Below are 17,791 nucleotides of genomic sequence, written 5' to 3' on the forward strand. Positions count from 1 at the left end.
ATGATCCCGTCCCGTCGCGCCTTCATGATGGGCGCCGCCGCCGTCTCGGCCGCGGTCGCCGCGCCCGAGACCAGTTTCGCCGCCTCGGCCCTGCGCGCCCTTGAAGACGTGGGCGCCCCGGACTGGGCCCTGGCCACCGCCGACGTCGAGGCCGATGTGGCGCCGCGCGCCCTGAACCTGGTGCACGGCCGCGCGCCGGAGGGGCTGAAGGGGCTGCTGTATCGCAACGGTCCGGCGAAGTTCCGCCGCGCGGGCGGATCGGCGGCCCACTGGTTCGACGGCGACGGCCTGATCCGCCGCTTCGCCATCGAGGACGGCCGCGCGGTCCTGTCCGCCCGTTTCGCCGACACGCCCAAGCGCCGTCAGGAGACGCGGCTGGACGCCATGGTCATGCCCGGCTTCGGCACCCTGGCCGATCCGCGCGCCGAGATCGGCTCGGCCGACGACGCCAGCGCGGCCAACACCTCGATCCATCGGGTCGGCGATGCGGTCTGGGCCCTGTGGGAGGCCGGGTCGCCCCTGGCCATGGACCCGAACACCCTGGAAACGCGCGGCTTCGTCACCCTGAGGCCCGATCTGAAGTCCATGCCCTTCCTGGCCCATCCGCGCATCGAGCCGGACGGCCGCATCTGGAACCTGGGGCTGAACGGCGCCCAGGCCATCGTCTGGCGGCTGGCGGCCGACGGGACGCTGGAGGACGCCCAGGTCGTGCCCCTGCCGCGCGCCAGCTACATCCACGACTTCACCGCGACGGCGCGGCATCTGGTCATCGTGCTGCAGCCCTGGGTCCACGCGCGCAACGTCATGCCGATGTCGGCGGCCTTCGACTGGACGCCCCAGGCGGGAACCCAGGTCCTGGTGCTGGACAAGGACGACCTGAGCCGGCGCCGTGTCCACGACCTGCCGACCTTCGGCTTCTTCCATCTGGGCGACGCCTGGGAGGAGGCGGACGGGACCATCCGATTCGACGTCTGCGCCCACCAGGACATGGATTTCGCCGCCCACGGCGCCCAGCGCATCCTGAACGGCGTGCCGACCGGCGGGCGTCCGGCCGAACTGGCCCTGGCCGTCCTGCCGCCCTCCGGCCCGGCGCGGCTGGAGCGGACCGGTCAGATCGCCGAGTTTCCGCGCAGCGATCCGCGCCGGGCGGGCCAGGCCCGGCGGTTCAGCCTGCACACCATCGGCGACACGGCGCGGCGGCCCCTGGCCTGCGGGACCGGGGTGACGGACTGGGCCAGCGGCCGCACCCGCGCCTTCGACTTCGGCGCCGATCATGTGGCGGACGAGATGGTCTATGTGCCCAAGCCCGGCGCGACCGACGAGGCCGAGGCCTGGCTGGTCGGGGCGACCATCAATCTGAAGGCGCGGGCGACCGAACTGCATGTGCTGGACCTGGCCCGGGTCGAGGAGGGGCCGGTCGCCACCTGGCGCGCAGACGTGGCCCTGCCGGCCAGTTTTCACGGGTCGTGGGTGGGGGGCTGAAGCGGCGCCCTACCACCAGCCTTCGGCGCGCAGGCGCCGGGCGTGGACGCGGCTGACCGGCGCGGTCAGGCCGCCGTCCAGGGTCAGGCGGGCCCGGCCGTCGCCGCGGCTGACGTCGCGCACCGCCTCGCGCGCCACCCACCAGCTGCGGTGAACCTGGGCGCCTTCCAGCCCCTCCAACTCGGCCACGGCGTCGGACAGGCGCATCAAGATCAGGTCCGACCCCCGGTCTGTGTGCAGGCGCAGATAGTGGTCCTCGGCCTGGACGGCGATCAGCCGCGCCCCCTTCAGCCGGGGCGGCAGGCGATCCAGGAACCGCGCCGGTCCGGCGTCGGCCGCCGCCGCATGGGTGCGCACCGTCCGCCCGCGCGAGATGAAGATGTTCAGCACGCTCATGCCCAGGCTGACGATCCCGACGGGCAGGAGGAAGGCCGGCAGGACGGCCAGCGGATACATCCGGCCCTGGAACATCAGCCCGGTCACCGCCCAGACCACCAGGGTCATCGGCAGGGCGATCAGCACCGTCAGCACCAGGGCGTCCAGCCATGGCCGTTCCGCCGGGTCGATCCAGCGGCAGACGACGACCGAACAGAGATGGCCCCAGGCCCCGCCCGCCACCATCAGAGGAACCCAATAGGCCAGGCGCAGCGTCAGGGGCGGATCACCGCTGATGAAGGCGCCGGAAAAGGCCAGGAAGGCGCCCACGGCCGCGGCGAACCCCACGCCGCGCGCCAGCTGAGACAGGGAGGGGGTCAGGTCCGACCGGATACCCAGGCGATCAGCCCTCTGCCTCGTCGGCGGCCATGCCCATCATGTGGAAGCCGGCGTCGACGTGGATCACCTCGCCCGTCGTCGACAGGCCCAGGTCCGAACACAGCCACAGGGCGGCGCCGGCGACGCCTTCCATCGAGGTGTCCTCCTTCATGGCGCTCATGGCCCGGCCTTGGGAGATCATGCCCCGGCCGCCCGAGATGCCGGCCAGCGACAGGGTGCGCATGGCGCCGGCGCTGATGGCGTTGACGCGGATGCCCCTCGGCCCCAGGTCGCGGGCGATGTAGCGGGTCGCCGCCTCCAGCCCCGCCTTGGCCACCCCCATGGTGTTGTAGTTGGGGATGGCGCGCTCTGACCCCAGATAGGTCATGGTGATCATCGACCCGCCGTTCGGCATCAGTTTCGCCGCCCGTTTGGCCACGTCGACGAAGCTGAACACCGAGATGTTCATGGCCAGGAGGAAGCTGTCGCGGGTGGTGTTGTCGACGAACGAGCCCTGAAGCTCGTTCTTGTTGGCGAAGGCGACCGAGTGGACGACGAAATCCAGGGTTCCGAAAGTCTTCTCGATCTCGGCGAAGGCGGCGTCCATGCTGGCGTCGTCGGTGACGTCGGCCTGGACAATCAGTTTCGCCCCGACGCTTTCGGCCAGGGGGCGCACCCGCCGCTCCAGCCCCTCGCCCAGATAGGTGAAGGCCAGATCGGCGCCTTGGGCGGCCAGTTGCTGGGCGATGCCCCAGGCGATGGAGTTGGCGTTGGCCACCCCCAGGATCAGACCCTTCTTGCCCTTCATCAGGGTTCCGGTCGGCATGGTCCAGGCGGATTCGGCGGCCATGTGTGCGCTCCTCAAATCAGTCGCGCCTTTCTGGACGAGGGCGTCGGACGGAGCAAGTCGGCACGCCTCCCGCTTGGGGTCGCCGCACGGTTCTCGTCGCACCGGCGCACAACAGGCGTCCGGGCCGGGATGACGCGAGGCGAGGCGGTCTCTTAGGCCTGAACCTTCGAGAGGATCAGGGTCCCGTTCGTCCCTCCAAAGCCGAACGAGTTGGACATGACGTGCGTCAGCTCGCCGTCGTGGCGGGCGCGCAGGATCGGCATGCCCTCGAACTCGGGGTCCAGGTTCTCGATGTGGGCGCTCTCGGCCGCGAAGCCGTGCTTCATCATCAGAAGGCAGTAGATCGCCTCCTGCGCCCCGGCGGCGCCCAGGCTGTGGCCGGTCAGGGATTTGGTGGAGCTGATCATCGGCAGGTCGTCGCCGAAGACGTTGCGGACCGCAGCCATCTCCTTGGAATCCCCCACGGGGGTCGAAGTGCCGTGGGGGTTCAGATAGTCGATGCGCGGATTGCCGGCCATTTCCAGCGCGATCTTCATGCAGCGTTCGGCGCCCTCGCCCGACGGGGCCACCATGTCGTAGCCGTCGGAGTTGGCGCCGTAGCCGGTGACCTCGGCATAGATGGTCGCGCCGCGCGCCACGGCCCGTTCGTATTCCTCCAGCACCACGATGCCCGCGCCGCCGGCTATGACGAAGCCGTCGCGGTCCTTGTCATAGGCTCGGGAGGCGACCGAGGGGGTCTCGTTGAAGTTGGACGACATGGCGCCCATGGCGTCGAACATGTTCGACATGGACCAGTCGATGTCCTCAACGCCCCCGGCGAAGACCACGTCCTGCTTGCCCCAGGCGATCTGTTCGGCCGCCGCCCCGATGCAGTGGGCGGACGTCGCGCAGGCCGAGCTGATCGAATAGTTGATCCCCTTCAGTTCGAACCAGGTGGCCAGCACGGCCGAGGGGCCGGAGGCCATGGCCTTGGGCACGGCGAAGGGGCCGATGCGCTTGGGCGAGCCCTTTTCGACCGTCGTCTGGGCCGCCTGCAGGATGACCTGGGTCGAAGGGCCGCCCTCGCCGACGATCAGGCCGATGCGCGGGTCCTTGATCTCGTCCGGCGTCAGGCCGGAATCCTTCAGCGCCTCTTCGAAGGCGATGTGGCCCCACGCGGTGCCATTGGCCAGGAAGCGGGCGGCGCGGCGGTCGACCTTGTCGGCCCAGTCCTCGGCCGTATGGCCCAGGGACGGCGGGGCCCAGACCTGGCTGCGGAAGCCATGGGCGGCGTGATCGGCGGCGTGGCGCACGCCCGATCTGGCGTCTCTCAACGACGCCGCGACCTCGTCCTGGCCCGTGCCGATGGAGGAGACGATGCCCAGTCCGGTGACAACGACACGCCGCATGGGGGTTCTCTCTCTGAAAGGTTCCTGGAGCGTCAGTCTAACGCTCAGCCGCCGACCGGTTCGGCGCCGTCTTTCGTCGCACCGAACAGGCCGACGCGCATGTCGTTGCAGGTGTAGATCACCTCGCCGTCGGCCTCCAGAACGCCGTCGGCGATGCCCATGACCAGCTTGCGGTTGATGACCCGCTTCAGGTGGATCTTGTAGACCACCTTCTTGATGTCCGGCGTGACCTGGCCGGTGAATTTCACCTCGCCGACGCCCAGGGCCCGGCCGCGTCCCGGCCCGCCGATCCAGCCCAGGTAGAAGCCCACCAGCTGCCACATGGCGTCCAGGCCCAGACAGCCCGGCATGACCGGATCGCCGATGAAGTGGCACTGGAAGAACCAGAGGTCCGGATGGATATCCAGCTCGGCCTCGACATAGCCCTTGCCGTGGTCGCCGCCGTCCGCCGTGATCTGGGTGATCCGGTCGAACATCAGCATCGGCGGGGCCGGAAGCTGGGCGTTGCCGGGGCCGAACAGTTCGCCCCGGCCCGAGGCCAGCAGGGCGGCGTGATCGAAGGACGAGGGATATTGCGACGACTGGGTCAAGCGCGCGGGCTCCGTTTGCACCCCTGCGGCCTACACGCTCGCGCCGGACGGCTCAACCGGGTCGTGCGGTCCGGGCCGGGGCGGGGCCGGCCGGGCGGGCGGCGTCGCACAGGGCGCGGGCCTGGGTTCCGAACACAGCCCCTTCGGCCACCCAGCCGCTCAGCTTGCGGGCCCGGACCCGGCACCAGCCGTCCTGACAGTCCTCGATCCCGATCAGGGAATGGGGCTGGAGCCGGGCGCGCACCGAGGCCGTCTCGGACCGCGCGGCGCGGATCGGCGTCTCGCGGGCCGAGGTGTTGAAGACGGTGCGGCGGCCGGACGCCACCGACCGATGGATCCAGGCGACGGAGCCTTCCGGGTCGCACACCTTGCGCCAGTGGCGGGTCTCGGCCACCACCTGGACCGGCAGTCCGGCGGCGCGGTATTCCCACAAGATCTGGTAGTCCAGGCCGGGGCCGCCGCGGGCGCGCACCTGGGAGGATTTCAGCGAGATCCACCGCGGCACCTCCAGCCCTGTCGGGGTCGGCCGGCCGTCGGGCATGGTCGCGGCGCCGCCGCCGAACACGGCGGCGAAGGTCGCGGCGGCGGCGAGCAGGAGCGGGCGTCGGAACGGCGTCTGGATCACGGCGAGGCGTCTCGTTTCGCCCACCATGCCGCGCGGCCTTTAAGGGTTTCCTAACCCTGGGCGGGGCGCCCCGCCCAGGGACCCCAGATGGGTCAGCAGCAGCATCACCGCGGCGGCCGACAGCAGCATGATGAAGCGCCATGGGATCATGCGCGGGCCACGATGGGGATCGGGCGGCCGCGCCCCGCGCCAGCCGGCGAACAGGGCCAGGGCCGAAAAGCCGCCGAGCAGCCACAGGGTCAGGGTCAGGTCCATCCGCCGCAAGTGGCGGCTGACCCCGGTCGGGGCAAGGCCGAAATTCTTGCCGAGGGGTTAATCTTTAACGAGGCCTTAACCCGACGCGCCGCTCCCTGAGGCGGCTTGGGACGGGATTTCCACAGATGGCTGGTGCAAACCCCATATCTTGCGGTTAACGGCGCGTTTACACGCTTGATCTGGGCGATTAGCGTCAGGCGCGTAGGTCGGGAGGCGAATCAGTGAGCGCAGCCGCGCCGTGGAGCGTGAAGGGGATCGATCCCAAGGCGCGTGAGATCGCCAAGGATCTCGCCCGGCGCTCGGGCATGACCCTGGGCGAATGGCTGAACTCCATGATCATCGAAGACGGGGGCGACGACGGCTATACGCCCCTGCCGCGCCGCGCCCACGCCGCCGACAGCTATGAACGTCGCGGCCGCATCCGGCGGATGGACGACGCCTATGGCGCCGACGACGAGATGCTGCATCGGATCTCGGCCTCGGTAGAGGCCCTGGCCGCGCGGCTGGAGGCGTCCGAACGCCGGGCCCAGACGGCCATCCAGGGCGTCGACCAGGCGGTGGCCGGCCTGGTCCGCCGGCTGGACGAGCAGCAGAACGGCGACCGCGCCTGGGGCCGGCGCATCGACGACATCTCCGAAGAGCTGAAGGAAGGCCATCGCCGCCTGCGCCGCTTCGAGACCGAGACCGGACCGAAGACAACCGAGACCTTCGGCAAGGTCGAGACCACCCTGGGGGCCCTGGCCGGCCGGCTCTATGACATGGAGGAGCGCCAGCGGTCCTCGGTCAACGAACTGCGCCAGCGGATGGACGCGGTCGAGAAGACGACGCCGGGTTCGGACCTGCTGCATCAGGTCGGGGCGCGGCTGGACCAGGCCCAGTCGCGCACGGCCGACGCCCTGCGTGGGCTGGAACGGTCCTTCGCCGACCTGGACCGCCGGATGGCCGCGGCGGAACAGCGGGTCGAGCCCGCCGGCGCGCGCGAGGCGGCCCGGTTCGAGAAACTGGCCGAAAGCCTGTCGCGTCAGGTCGAGGCCAACCGGGCGGAGATGATGCGCCGCATCGACACCGCCGAGGCCGACAACCGCATGGCCCGGCTGGAACAGAGCCTGGCCTCGGTCGGCGACCAGGCGCGGGCGGCCGAGGAGCGTTCGGCCCGCTCGATCGAAGCCATGGGCCGCGAGGTCCTGCGCATCGCCCAGAACCTGAACGGCCGGATGCAGCGCGCCGAAAGCGCCGGCGCCGAACAGACGGCCCGGTTCGAGCGCGAACTGAAGCGCCACGCCCAGGCGGTGGAGCAGCGTCTGGTCTCGTCGGACGACCGGCACGCCCTGGCGCTGGAGAAGCTGGGCGGCGAGATCACCCGCATCTCCGACCGACTGTCCGAACGCATCGCCCAATCCGAGCGCAAGTCGGCCCAGGCCATCGAGGACATCGGCCGGCGCCTGTCGGAAAGCTCGGACCGGATCGAGCAGCGCTACGACCGCGCCTCGGGCGAACTGACCGAGCGGATGCGGCTGTCCGAGGAACGCACCGCCCGGCTGCTGGCCGAGGCGCGCGAGACCATCGAGCGCCGGGTCGAGCCCGCGCCCGCCGAACCCCCGGCCGCGCCCGCGCCGGTCGAACGCGACGACGACCTGGTGACCCCCGACTGGCGCTCGGCCGCCTTCCAGGACCCGGCCTTCGACGCCCCGGCCTGGACCGAGACGCCGCCGACCGTCGCCGACCTGATGGCGCCGGCTGTCGAGGAAGCCGAGCCGGCCTCCCCCTTCGGATCGCCCGAACCGTTCGCGGCCTTCGGCGGCGCCGATGTGCAGGACGCCCTGGCCGCGACCGCCGCGGCGATGGAGACCGCCGAACCCGCGCCGCGCCGCGCGGTGCCCGCGGCGGTCGAGGCCGATGCGGACGATTTCGCCGCCGAGACCGAGTTCGTCGATCCGCGCGCCCTGCGCGCCTCCATGGGCGCCGCCGCCGCAGCCGGTCGCGCCAGCCTGCCGGGCCGCAGCGCCGTCGAGGCGGCCCGCGCCGCCATGGCCGCCCCGGCCCAGGAGCCGCCGGCCCGCGCCGCCTTCGGCCTGAACCGCAAGAAGGGCGGCAAGTCCAAGCTGCAGGAACGGCTAGACAAGCAGGCGGCCCGCGACGGCTCGACCGTGCGCAAGGCCCTGCTGGCCTCGGTCACGGCGGTCATGCTGACCGGCGGCGTCTATGGCTATATGCGGCTGACCGACGGGACGACGCCCTTCCCGGGCGTCGGGACCGGCGCCGGCGAGGCGGCCCAGCCGACGGCCCTGAGCCTGACCCCGACCACCACGCCCGATCCGGCCGTGCGCGATGAGGCCCAGTCCCTCTACGCCCTGGCCCTGGAACAGCTGGACAATGGCGACGCCGCCGGGGTCGAGACCCTTAAGCGTTCGGCCCAGCTGGGCGAACCGGCGGCCCAGCTGCATCTGGTCAAGCTGTATCAGGACGGCGAGGCGGGGGTGGCCCAGGATCTGACCCAGGCCCGCGCCTGGGCCCGCCGCGCGGCCGAAAGCGGCAACGCCCGTGGCCGGCACGCCTACGCCATGTATCTGTTCGAGGGGACCGGGGGCGACCGCAACCGGGCCGAGGCCTTCCGCCTGATGCTGGCCGCCGCCAACCAGGGGCTGGTCGACAGCCAGTACAATGTGGCCCGCCTCTATGAGATGGGTCTGGACGGGACGCCGGCCGACGCCGAACAGGCGCTGAAATGGTATATGATCGCCGCGCGCGGCGGCGACGCAGAAGCCCCGGCCGCGGTCGAGCGCCTGCGCCAGGCGGCCGCCCCCGCCACCGTCCAGTCCGCCCGCCGCGCCGCCGAGGCCTTCGCCGTCGAACCCACGGCCGGCTGACCGGACGCGGCGTCCGGGCGATGCGGATTCGACCTGGCGACGAAATGGTCTAAGACCCATCGCATCGCCGCCTCGGCGTTGTCACCGTCCGCATCCAGCCGAAGGCGCGTCCTTTGGATATCTATCTGCCGATCGCCGAGGTTTCGGTGAACTGGCCGCTCCTGGTCATACTGGGGGCGGTGGTCGGCTTCGTGTCCGGACTGTTCGGCATCGGCGGCGGATTCCTGATGGCGCCGGTGCTGATCTTCCTGGGCATTCCGCCCTCGGTGGCGGTGGCCAGCCAGGCCAGCCATGTGGTCGCCTCCTCCACATCCGGCGTGATCCGCTATTCGGGCCAGGGGGCGGTCGACTTCCGCATGGGGCTGATCATGGCCGCCGGCGGGGCCATCGGCGCCCTGCTGGGCGTCGAGCTGTTCCGCTATCTGCGGCTGCTGGGCCAGGCGGACCTGGTGGTGGCCCTGTCCTACCTGACCTTCCTGGGCGTGATCGGCGCCCTGATGCTGAACGAAAGCCTGGGCGAGATCCTGCGGCGGCGTCGCGGCGAGCCGGCCCCCCGCAAGGATCGCCGCCGCCCCCTGTGGCTGTATGGCCTGCCGGGCAAGATGCGGTTCCCGAAATCGGGCCTCTACATCTCGGCGGCGCCGCCCTTCGCCCTGGGCGTCTTCGCCGGCGTCCTGTCGGCCATCATGGGCGTCGGTGGCGGCTTCATCCTGGTGCCGGTCATGCTCTATGTGCTGCGGATGAAGGCCGGGGTGGTGGTCGGCACCAGCCTGTTCCAGATCATCATCACCACCGCCATCACCACCGTGCTCCAGGCCGGGCGCAACCAGACGGTGGACATCGTCCTGTCGACCATCCTGCTGCTGGGCGGGGTGGTCGGGGCCCAGCTGGGGGCCCGGATGTCCGGCCGCATGCGGGGCGAGGAACTGCGCGCCGCCCTGGGACTGCTGGTCCTGGCCGTGGGTCTCTACATGGGGCTGGAGCTGTTCGTGCGGCCCAGCGAGCTGTTCCAGATCGCGCCGGGGGTCGCCGACGGATGATCGCCGCCCTTCCGCCCCCGCCGCCCGCCGTCGTCGCCCCGGCTCCGGCCCCGGCCCCGGCCCCGGAACGCTCGACCGTGACGACCGAGGCGCTGCGCGTCGCCGCCGCCCTGACCGAGGCCCAGGTCAAGGTCGATTCCGGATTCCGCGGGGCCTCCATCGTCCTTTATGGCGCGGTCTTCAATCCGGGGGACCGGCCGGCCGATGTGGTGGTGGTGGTGCGCGGTCCCGACGCCCCTGTCCGCCTGGTCAAGAAGACCCGCAACATGGGCGTCTGGCTGAACAGCCGGCCGGTGCTGTTCGAGGGGGCGCCCGGCTTCTACATGACCGCCTCGACCCGCCCCCTGTCCGACATCGCCGATTTCGGCCAGCTGCGCCGCCTGGGGGTGGGGGTGAACCACCTGCGCATCAATGCGCCCGAGGAAAGCCGCAGCGTCACCCGCTATGGCGTGCGCGACGTGGTGATCAGCCGGCTGGGCGAGGACTATCTGGACTGGCGCCGCGCCGTCATCCGGCTGAAGGAGGCGGCCCAGCTCTACGACACCGATCCGGACGGGGTGGAGTTCGTCGACCGCGGCCTGTTCCGGGCCGAGGTGCGCCTGCCGACCACGGCGCCGACGGGGCGCTACTATACGGAGGTCTGGCTGTTCCAGGACGGCGCCCCGGTGTCGGTCTCCAACCTGACCCTGACGGTCGAGAAGGTGGGGTTCGAGCGCGACCTCTATGAGTTCGCCCATCGCCGACCCTGGTCATACGGCCTTCTCTGCGTCCTTCTGGCCGCCCTGACGGGCTACGGCGCCAGCCGGATCTTCAGACGGAACTGACGCGCCGTACGCCTTCGGCGTCGGCCCGCACGTGGTCGATGGCCGTTGATAATCCGCTGAAAAGAATGGTGGAGGTGAAAGGCTTCGCCTTGAACCGGAACCACGCGGATAGGGTTGGCGTGGCGGCTATTCGCAAAGAAGAAATGGTGGACGCGACAGGGATTGAACCTGTGACCCCTACGATGTCAACGTAGTGCTCTCCCGCTGAGCTACGCGTCCGCCTTGACGGCCCTGGCTGTGCGCCGGGGCGGGAAGGCGGCGTCTATAACCCGGCCCCTTCGCCGACCGCAAGCGGGAAAGCGCGCATCGCCCACCACATCGTCACTCAAGCAGCGAGCGCCCGCGGCGCGAGCGGTAGAGATCAAGAAGACGCAAGTCCCCATCGCTCAAGCAGTGAGCGCCCGCGGCGCGAGCGGTAGCGACAAGAATTAAGCCGCCACCATCTTCTCGACCTCGTCGACCAGATCGCGCAGGTGGACGGGCTTGGACAGGACCTTGGCCTGGGGGCTGGCCTGGGCGGCCGTCAGGGCCACGGCGGCGAAGCCGGTGATGAACATGATGCGCAGGCCCGGCTGGCGCGCCGCGGCGACGCGGGCCACCTCGATGCCGTCGGCGCCCGGCATGACGATGTCGGTCAGCAGCAGGTCGTAGGGCCCCGCCTCCAGGGCGTCGATGGCGTCATCGCCGTTCTCGCAGTCGACCACCTCATGCCCGGCGCGCTCCAGCGCCCGGGTCAGGAAGCCACGCAGCGAGGCGTCGTCCTCGGCCAGCAGAATGCGCGCCATGCAGTGGTCCCCCGGTCTGTCGGCGGACCCTAGACCATTTTCGGTTCAGTCGGAATCGACCGAACCCAGAACAATGGCCCAGGAGTCCCTGGAGCGAAGATCTGAGTTCAGTTGGACGTGCGTCCAACTGAACCGATTTCGCTCTAGGGCCGGAACGGTAAACCGGCCATGAAAAACACCGTCGCGGCGACTTCGCGGCGGCGGCAAACCGGGTATGAAGCGCCATGGACGCCCCGGATGATGCGACTGGAACCGAGCCGGCCTTCGCGGTGACGCCGGCGTCGGGCGATGCGGGGCCGTTCGTCTTCGCCTCGCCCCATTCGGGCGAGCGCCTGCCGGCGGACATGGGCGCCGATCCGGACCTGGCCCCGGGGGATCTGGCCAGCGCCAACGACCTCTGGATGGACCGGCTGGTGGAGGCGGGGCCCCGGCATGGGGCGCCGCTGATCCGGGGCCTGATCGGCCGGGCCTATCTGGATCTGAACCGGGGGCCGGACGAGTGGGACCCGCAACTGGTCGACGCGCCGCCGCCCGGGTTCGAGACGGGCGGGGCCAAGGCCGCCGCCGGCTATGGCGTCGTGCATCGGCTGACAGGCGGGGGCCGGCCGCTTTACATCCGCCGCCTGGACCGGGCCGAGGTCGAGCGGCGGGTGGCGCGGGTGCACGGCCCCTATCACGCGGCCTTGGGCGGGCTGATGCAGGCGGCGCGTGGCCGTCACGGGCGCGCCGTGCTGGTGGACTGGCATTCCATGCCCGGACGGGCGGGCCAGGCCGATGTGGTGCTGGGCGACCGGCACGGAAGCAGCTGCGGGCGCGCGCTGACCCGCACCCTGCGGACCCTGTTCGAGCGCCAGGGCCTGAAGGTGGCGCTGAATCATCCCTATGCCGGGGGCTATTCCACCCGCCTGTGGGGCCGGCCCGAGGCGGGATACGAGGCGGTGCAGGTCGAGATCAGCCGCTCGCTCTATGTCGATCCGCGCACGGGGGGGCCGTCGGCGGGCTACGGCCGCTGTCGCGCCGCCCTGGACCAGGTGATCGCCGGCCTGGTCGGCGGATAAAAAAAGCCGCGCCCGGGGGCGCGGCTGGAAAGTCTATAGGGAGGAAACGCCCAGGAAGGGCATGACGCCCGGAGGCGTCGCATTCAAGCTAGGTTGCAGCGCACAATCCGTCAAGCGGATATGGTGTGCGGCGCGTCACGAAACGTAACAAAAAACCGCTGTCAGCAGAGTTTCCGCCGTTCAACCGGTCAGATCTTGCCGAACATCATGCTGCGGACGCGAAATCAGTCCTTGTCGATCAACCTGCGCGCGTCGCGGATGGCGCGGGCGGCGGGCGAGGCCTCCTGTCGCCACAGCATCAGGGAAAAGGCCGCCGCGACCCCGATCGCCAGCCACAGGGGCCCGAACAGCCAGGCGGCGGCGGCCAGCGAGAAATAATAGGCCCGGACCCCCTGGCTGAAGGCCGTCAGGGCGGGGTTCAGAACCTGGGCCACGGCCTGGCCATAGGCGTCGCGGTCGGGCCCCTCGGCCACCTCGGGCGCCGACCCGATCAGGGCGATGGTGTAGTTCATCTGTCGGATCGACCAGATGAAATCCAGCAGGCCGCGCGCCAGGCAGGCCATGATCAGGGCCAGCTTGCCCTCCAGCAGCCGCACCGGAACCTCCTCGGCGCCGACGGCGGCCAGGCCCCGCAGGGCCGCCTCCCCGCCGAACAATATGCCGGCCACCGCCGCGATCAGCAGCAGGTTGGTCGAGGCGAAGAAGGAGGCCGAGTTGATGGTGTGACCCATCAGCTGGCTGTCCAGCAGCCGCACCTCGCGGTGGGTCATGGCCGTCATCCAGGCCCGCCGGACATGCACCATGTCGGCGTTCAGCGACCCGGCCGTGCGCGCGATCAGGGCCAGGATCGGGCCGTAGCCCAGCCAGCAGAAGAAGAACAGGACCAGGGCGGCCCAATCCAGAGCGGTCATGCCGACCTTGATACACGCGGTCCGGCCCCAGATCGACGGGGCTGCGACGGCGGGAGCGAGATGACTCGGATCTGCGGAGAAGGCGGCGGACGGCAATGGCGGGTTGGCGAAACGCGGCCATCCTGCCGGCCCGGGGTCGGGCAGCGGCCATCGACGGCGCGAACTGGGGGCTGATCACCTTCACCGACTGAGGCGCCGCTTGCCTGAGGGCGGGCGCGGGCCTATCACGGCGGCCTCCCCGTTTCGCAGTTGCACAATAGAGCCCGTCATGAACCTCGACGCCATTCCCGTCGGCCCGAACGCCCCGTGGGACGTCAACGTCGTCATCGAGATCCCCGCCGGGGGCCTGCCGGTGAAGTATGAGATGGACAAGGCCTCCGGCGCCCTGTTCGTGGACCGCTTCCTGCACACGGCCATGTATTATCCGGGCAACTACGGCTTCATCCCGCACACCCTGTCGGACGATGGCGACCCGTGCGATGTGATCGTGATCAACCCGACTCCGGTGGTGCCCGGCTGCGTCATCCGCGCCCGTCCGATCGGCGCCCTGATGATGGAGGACGAGGCGGGCAAGGACGAAAAGATCCTGGCCGTGCCGGTCGACAAGCTGAACCCCTTCTATTCTGGCGTCGCCTCCTATCGCCAGCTGCCGGCCATCCTGATCGAGCAGATCGAGCATTTCTTCACCCGCTACAAGGACCTGGAAAAGGGCAAGCGGGTGGACGTCAACCGCTGGGCCGACGCCGGCGAGGCCGCCGAACTGATCGCTCAGGGCATGAAGGCCGCCGAGGCCAAGCTGCGCGGCGAGGCGGCCTGACGCCATCCCTCTCCGATCAGGAGAGGCGCGCGTTTGAGGTTGGCGCTCCGGCGCCCGCCCGCTATGGCTGCCCCCATGTCCGCTGACATCCCCGCCGAAACCTTCAAGCGCGCCCTGGCCCACGCCGCGCGGGCGCTGGCGGAACAGGCGGAGCTGGAGGTCGTGTTCGGGTCCGACGGGCCGCGGCTGACCGACGGCGTCCTGACCCTGCCCCATCCGCCGCGCGACCCCTCCGGGCCCGAAAGCGCGGCCCTGCGCGGCCAGGCGGACCGGCTGGCCCTGCGGCTGGCCAATCATGACGCGGCCCTGAACGCCCGGCTGCGCCCCGCCGACAGCCGCGCGGCCGAGGTGTTCGAGGCGGTCGAACAGGCCCGGGTCGAGGCCCTGGGCGCCCGCGCCCTGGCGGGGGTGCGGGACAATCTGGACGCCGCCCTTCTGACCCGGCTGGAGAAGACCGGCGCCCTGCGGGCCAACGAGGCCGAGCAGGTTCCCCTGGCCGAGGCGGTGGCCCTGATGCTGGCCGAGCGGGTGACGGGCCGCCGGGCGCCGGACGGGGCGGGCGCCATGGTCGACCTGGTGCGGGCCGATATCGAGCGCAAGGCGGGACGTACCCTGGACGCCCTGGCCGAGACGGCGGACGATCAGGGGCTGTTCGCCCTGAAGCTGCGCGATGTGCTGCGCGACCTGGAGCTGGACCCCGGCGACGGCGCCTTCGACGATCCGGCCGACGACCAGGGCGACGACCAGCCGGACCCGCAGGAGCCGGACGCGGCCGAGGATCAGGACGAGGAAGAGGAGGACGGCGGCGAGGGCGGACAGTCGATGGACGGCTCGGCCGACGACCAGTCGTCCGAGCAGGAGCGCGACAGCCGCCCCGACGGCGCCCCGGCCGATCCGGACGGCGAGGCGTCCGAGGACGGGCCCGAGCTGAACGAAGGCGCCCTGCCCAATCGCACCCAGACGGTGGACGACGGCCGGGCCATCGACGCCTATCGCGTCTTCACCACCGCCTTCGACGAGGTGGTGGACGCCGCCGACCTGTGCGACCCGATGGAGCTGGAGCGGCTGCGCGCCCTGCTGGACCAGCAGCTGGCGGCCCTGTCGTCGGTGGTGGCGCGCCTGGCCAACAAGCTGCAGCGCCGCCTGATGGCCCAGCAGAACCGCAGCTGGGTGTTCGACCTGGAGGAGGGGGTGCTGGACACCGCCCGCCTGACCCGGATCGTCACCGACCCGACCAGCCCTCTGAGTTTCAAGGCCGAGAGCGAAAGCCCGTTCCGCGACACGGTGGTGACCCTGCTGCTGGACAACTCCGGCTCGATGCGCGGGCGGCCGATCATGGTCACGGCGGTGTGCGCCGACATCCTGGCGCGGACGCTGGAGCGGTGCGGGGTCAAGGTCGAGATCCTGGGCTTCACCACCCGGGCCTGGAAGGGCGGACAGTCGCGCGAAGCCTGGATCACGGCCGGGAAGCCGGCCAACCCCGGCCGCCTGAACGACCTGCGCCACATCATCTACAAGGCCGCCGACGCGCCCTGGCGGCGGGCCAAGAAGAACCTCGGCCTGATGATGCGCGAGGGGCTGCTGAAGGAGAATATCGACGGCGAGGCCCTGTTGTGGGCGCACGACCGGCTGATGGCCCGGTCCGAGCAGAGGCGCATCCTGATGGTCATCTCGGACGGATCGCCGGTCGACGATTCGACCCAGTCGGCCAACGCCGCCCTCTATCTGGACAAGCACCTGCGCCAGGTGATCGGCGAGATCGAACCGGCGTCGCCGGTCGAACTGATGGCCATAGGCATCGGTCATGACGTGACCCGCTTCTATCGCCGCGCCGTCATGCTGGCCGATGTGGAGCAGCTGGCTGGGGCCATGATCGAGAAACTGGCCGAACTGTTCGATGCGGAAAGTTCCGCGCCGCGCGGCCGGTCGCAACGCCGTGACCTGGGGAGACGCGCCGCATGATCCCGCTTCGCCGATTTGTCAGCCTGGCCCTGGGCCTGACCCTGGCCGCCTGCGCCGGCGGGCCGGCCACGGGGGTGCGGCCCTGGACCGGCGCCGAGGCCGGGTGGACGGCGGCGGCGGCCGAGAACCGGGCCGTCGGCCTGGGCCTGCCGGGCGGCGCCGTCCTGGCGCCGGGGGTGGCCTTCGCCGGGGGGATCGAGATCGTCCTGGCGCCGGATTCGCCCCTGCACAGCCTGTCGGACCTGAAGCTGACCGGCGAGACCGGCTTCATCTCGGTGACCGACGCCGGCGACCTGGTGCGGGGCGAACTCCGGCTGGATGGCGACGGCCGGCTGACGGGGGTCGAACGGCTGCGCTACCGGCGGCTGACGCTGCGCAGCGGCGATCCGATCGTGGACAAGGCGGACGGCGACGCCGAGGGCCTGGCCTTCACCGAGGCGGGCGACCTGCTGATCAGTTTCGAGCGCGACCATCGCATCTGGAACTATGGCCGCGGCGCCGATCCGGCCGCGCGGCCGACACCCGCCGCCATGCCCGACTACGCCTTCCCGCTGAACGACGGCATGGAGGCGATGGCCGCATCCGGCCGCGGCTGGGTCGTGGCCGGAGAGAGCGGCGGGGTGTGGAACTGCAACAATCGGGACGGCTGCATCACCCTGGTCGATCCGCCCGAGCGGCTGCTGGCCGACAGCGAGTTCCGCATCACCGGCATGGACGCCAATCCGTTCGGCGCCGGCTGGTATGTGGTGCAGCGGTCCTTCACCCCGCCGGTGGACGCCCGCGCCCAGGTGCGCCGGATGCGGCCCGATGGCGAACTGGGCCCGGTGCTGATCGAACTGAAACTGCCGGGCGTGACCGACAATTTCGAAGGAATCGCGGCCGAACGGCGGGGCGACGGGGTGCGGCTCTACCTGCTGTCCGACGACAACAGCAACCCGCCCCAGCGCACCCTGCTGCTGGCGTTCGACCTGGCGCGCTGAGCCTGAGTTCGCGACAAAAAGCCGAGCGCCTGGGGCCCCGAGATATCCTCCCCCCCTTGTGAGGGGGAGGAGACGCATCGTCCTTCTCCCCTTGCGGGAGAAGGTGGCCCGCGCAGCGGGTCGGATGAGGGGTTTCTCCGGCCTTGCCGTCGAGCGTTCGGATGATGTCTAGGGCCCGTGAGACCCCTCATCCGTCAGGCTTCGCCTGCCACCTTCTCCCGCAAGGGGAGAAGGCTTGTTGCCTGCCCTATGCTCGCGACGCGGTCGCTCGCGGCTTGAGGGCGGAATTGGCGGCGCCTCCGCCAGCGGAGGCTGCGAAGTGATGGGAAGGCGGCGGAGCGTCGGGCCTTCGCCCGGCTGGGATGTATGAGTGCCGTGTTCGGCGAGAGGTCTGACGCTCCGCGCGGAGGGTTTCCACGAGCTCGGGGCGGGCGCCGATCTTTTCGGCTACTCCCGGTGGCCCGCGGCGGGCGGGGAGGTCCAACGAACCCCTCCCGGAACGGCCAGAGTAACCCCCTCGACCCTCCCTCGGTCGCCGGACCCGTCGCCAATGACTGTCCGATCCGACGACCGCAGGCCCGTGTGTGTGAGTGACACAACACAC

16 protein-coding genes and 1 tRNA gene are annotated in these 17,791 nt (G+C 70.7%); 8 read left to right on the forward strand and 9 right to left on the reverse strand.

Translation table 11 applies throughout. The features are described 5' to 3' along the window. The gene (locus tag KF910_RS05215) at positions 1 to 1,482 is read left to right on the forward strand and encodes a carotenoid oxygenase family protein (RefSeq protein ID WP_292259328.1); all 1,482 of its coding nucleotides are present in this window, start codon (positions 1 to 3) and stop codon (positions 1,480 to 1,482) included. Positions 1,483 to 1,491: 9 nt separating this feature from the next. Here KF910_RS05215 and KF910_RS05220 read toward each other — a convergent pair whose 3' ends face one another. The 6 genes from KF910_RS05220 to KF910_RS05245 all read right to left on the reverse strand — a co-directional run bounded on the left by KF910_RS05220 (position 1,492) and on the right by KF910_RS05245 (position 5,943). Beyond that, a complete protein-coding gene (locus KF910_RS05220) occupies positions 1,492 to 2,205 on the reverse strand; it encodes a LytTR family DNA-binding domain-containing protein (protein WP_292259330.1) in 714 nt (237 codons plus the stop codon). A gap of 55 nt (positions 2,206 to 2,260) precedes the next feature. Beyond that, positions 2,261 to 3,061 carry an enoyl-ACP reductase FabI gene (locus tag KF910_RS05225; protein ID WP_416354685.1) on the reverse strand — a complete coding sequence of 267 codons (801 nt, stop codon included), beginning with the start codon at positions 3,059 to 3,061 and terminating at the stop codon, positions 2,261 to 2,263. A gap of 176 nt (positions 3,062 to 3,237) precedes the next feature. After that, on the reverse strand, positions 3,238 to 4,473 hold the full coding sequence (gene fabB / locus KF910_RS05230; protein ID WP_292259335.1) for a beta-ketoacyl-ACP synthase I: 1,236 nt from the start codon (positions 4,471 to 4,473) through the stop codon (positions 3,238 to 3,240). A gap of 44 nt (positions 4,474 to 4,517) precedes the next feature. Continuing rightward, entirely contained in the window at positions 4,518 to 5,063 is a 546-nt protein-coding gene (fabA, locus tag KF910_RS05235) for a 3-hydroxyacyl-[acyl-carrier-protein] dehydratase FabA (RefSeq protein WP_292259336.1), read from the reverse strand. A gap of 52 nt (positions 5,064 to 5,115) precedes the next feature. After that, positions 5,116 to 5,688 carry an SH3 domain-containing protein gene (locus KF910_RS05240; protein WP_292259337.1) on the reverse strand — a complete coding sequence of 191 codons (573 nt, stop codon included), beginning with the start codon at positions 5,686 to 5,688 and terminating at the stop codon, positions 5,116 to 5,118. A gap of 39 nt (positions 5,689 to 5,727) precedes the next feature. Next, positions 5,728 to 5,943, reverse strand: coding sequence for a hypothetical protein (locus KF910_RS05245; protein WP_292259338.1), 216 nt, complete (start codon positions 5,941 to 5,943; stop codon positions 5,728 to 5,730). A gap of 221 nt (positions 5,944 to 6,164) precedes the next feature. Between KF910_RS05245 and KF910_RS05250 the strand changes: the two genes are divergently transcribed. From KF910_RS05250 to KF910_RS05260, 3 genes are all read left to right on the forward strand, one after another. Continuing rightward, positions 6,165 to 8,810, forward strand: coding sequence for a hypothetical protein (locus tag KF910_RS05250; protein WP_292259339.1), 2,646 nt, complete (start codon positions 6,165 to 6,167; stop codon positions 8,808 to 8,810). 113 nt (positions 8,811 to 8,923) lie between these two features. Then, a complete protein-coding gene (locus KF910_RS05255) occupies positions 8,924 to 9,850 on the forward strand; it encodes a sulfite exporter TauE/SafE family protein (protein ID WP_292259340.1) in 927 nt (308 codons plus the stop codon). Next, a complete protein-coding gene (locus tag KF910_RS05260; protein ID WP_292259341.1) occupies positions 9,847 to 10,674 on the forward strand; it encodes a TIGR02186 family protein in 828 nt (275 codons plus the stop codon). The genes KF910_RS05255 and KF910_RS05260 overlap by 4 nt, the downstream gene beginning before the upstream one ends. A 144-nt stretch (positions 10,675 to 10,818) precedes the next feature. Here the strand turns inward: KF910_RS05260 and KF910_RS05265 are convergent. Further along, a tRNA-Val gene (locus KF910_RS05265) sits at positions 10,819 to 10,893 on the reverse strand. 209 nt (positions 10,894 to 11,102) lie between these two features. Then, complete coding sequence (gene cpdR, locus KF910_RS05270) at positions 11,103 to 11,459, reverse strand: cell cycle two-component system response regulator CpdR (RefSeq protein WP_292259342.1); 357 nt, start codon at positions 11,457 to 11,459, stop codon at positions 11,103 to 11,105. A 224-nt stretch (positions 11,460 to 11,683) separates the two neighbouring features. Between cpdR and KF910_RS05275 the strand changes: the two genes are divergently transcribed. Then, positions 11,684 to 12,517 carry an N-formylglutamate amidohydrolase gene (locus KF910_RS05275; RefSeq protein ID WP_292259343.1) on the forward strand — a complete coding sequence of 278 codons (834 nt, stop codon included), beginning with the start codon at positions 11,684 to 11,686 and terminating at the stop codon, positions 12,515 to 12,517. A gap of 224 nt (positions 12,518 to 12,741) precedes the next feature. On the opposite strand, the gene KF910_RS05280 is transcribed toward KF910_RS05275, so the two are convergent. Then, positions 12,742 to 13,428 (reverse strand): DUF599 domain-containing protein, encoded by a 687-nt coding sequence (locus KF910_RS05280; protein ID WP_292259344.1) that lies wholly within the window; start codon positions 13,426 to 13,428, stop codon positions 12,742 to 12,744. 268 nt (positions 13,429 to 13,696) lie between these two features. Between KF910_RS05280 and ppa the strand changes: the two genes are divergently transcribed. The 3 genes from ppa to KF910_RS05295 all read left to right on the forward strand — a co-directional run bounded on the left by ppa (position 13,697) and on the right by KF910_RS05295 (position 17,187). Further along, positions 13,697 to 14,245 carry an inorganic diphosphatase gene (gene ppa, locus KF910_RS05285; RefSeq protein ID WP_292259345.1) on the forward strand — a complete coding sequence of 183 codons (549 nt, stop codon included), beginning with the start codon at positions 13,697 to 13,699 and terminating at the stop codon, positions 14,243 to 14,245. Between the two features lie 75 nt (positions 14,246 to 14,320). Beyond that, positions 14,321 to 16,207 carry a cobaltochelatase subunit CobT gene (gene cobT, locus KF910_RS05290; protein WP_416354681.1) on the forward strand — a complete coding sequence of 629 codons (1,887 nt, stop codon included), beginning with the start codon at positions 14,321 to 14,323 and terminating at the stop codon, positions 16,205 to 16,207. Then, a complete protein-coding gene (locus KF910_RS05295) occupies positions 16,204 to 17,187 on the forward strand; it encodes an esterase-like activity of phytase family protein (protein WP_292259347.1) in 984 nt (327 codons plus the stop codon). The genes cobT and KF910_RS05295 overlap by 4 nt, the downstream gene beginning before the upstream one ends. The last annotated feature ends 604 nt before the right edge of the window (positions 17,188 to 17,791 follow it).

Source organism: Brevundimonas sp., from assembly GCF_019636155.1.
Lineage (GTDB): Bacteria > Pseudomonadota > Alphaproteobacteria > Caulobacterales > Caulobacteraceae > Brevundimonas.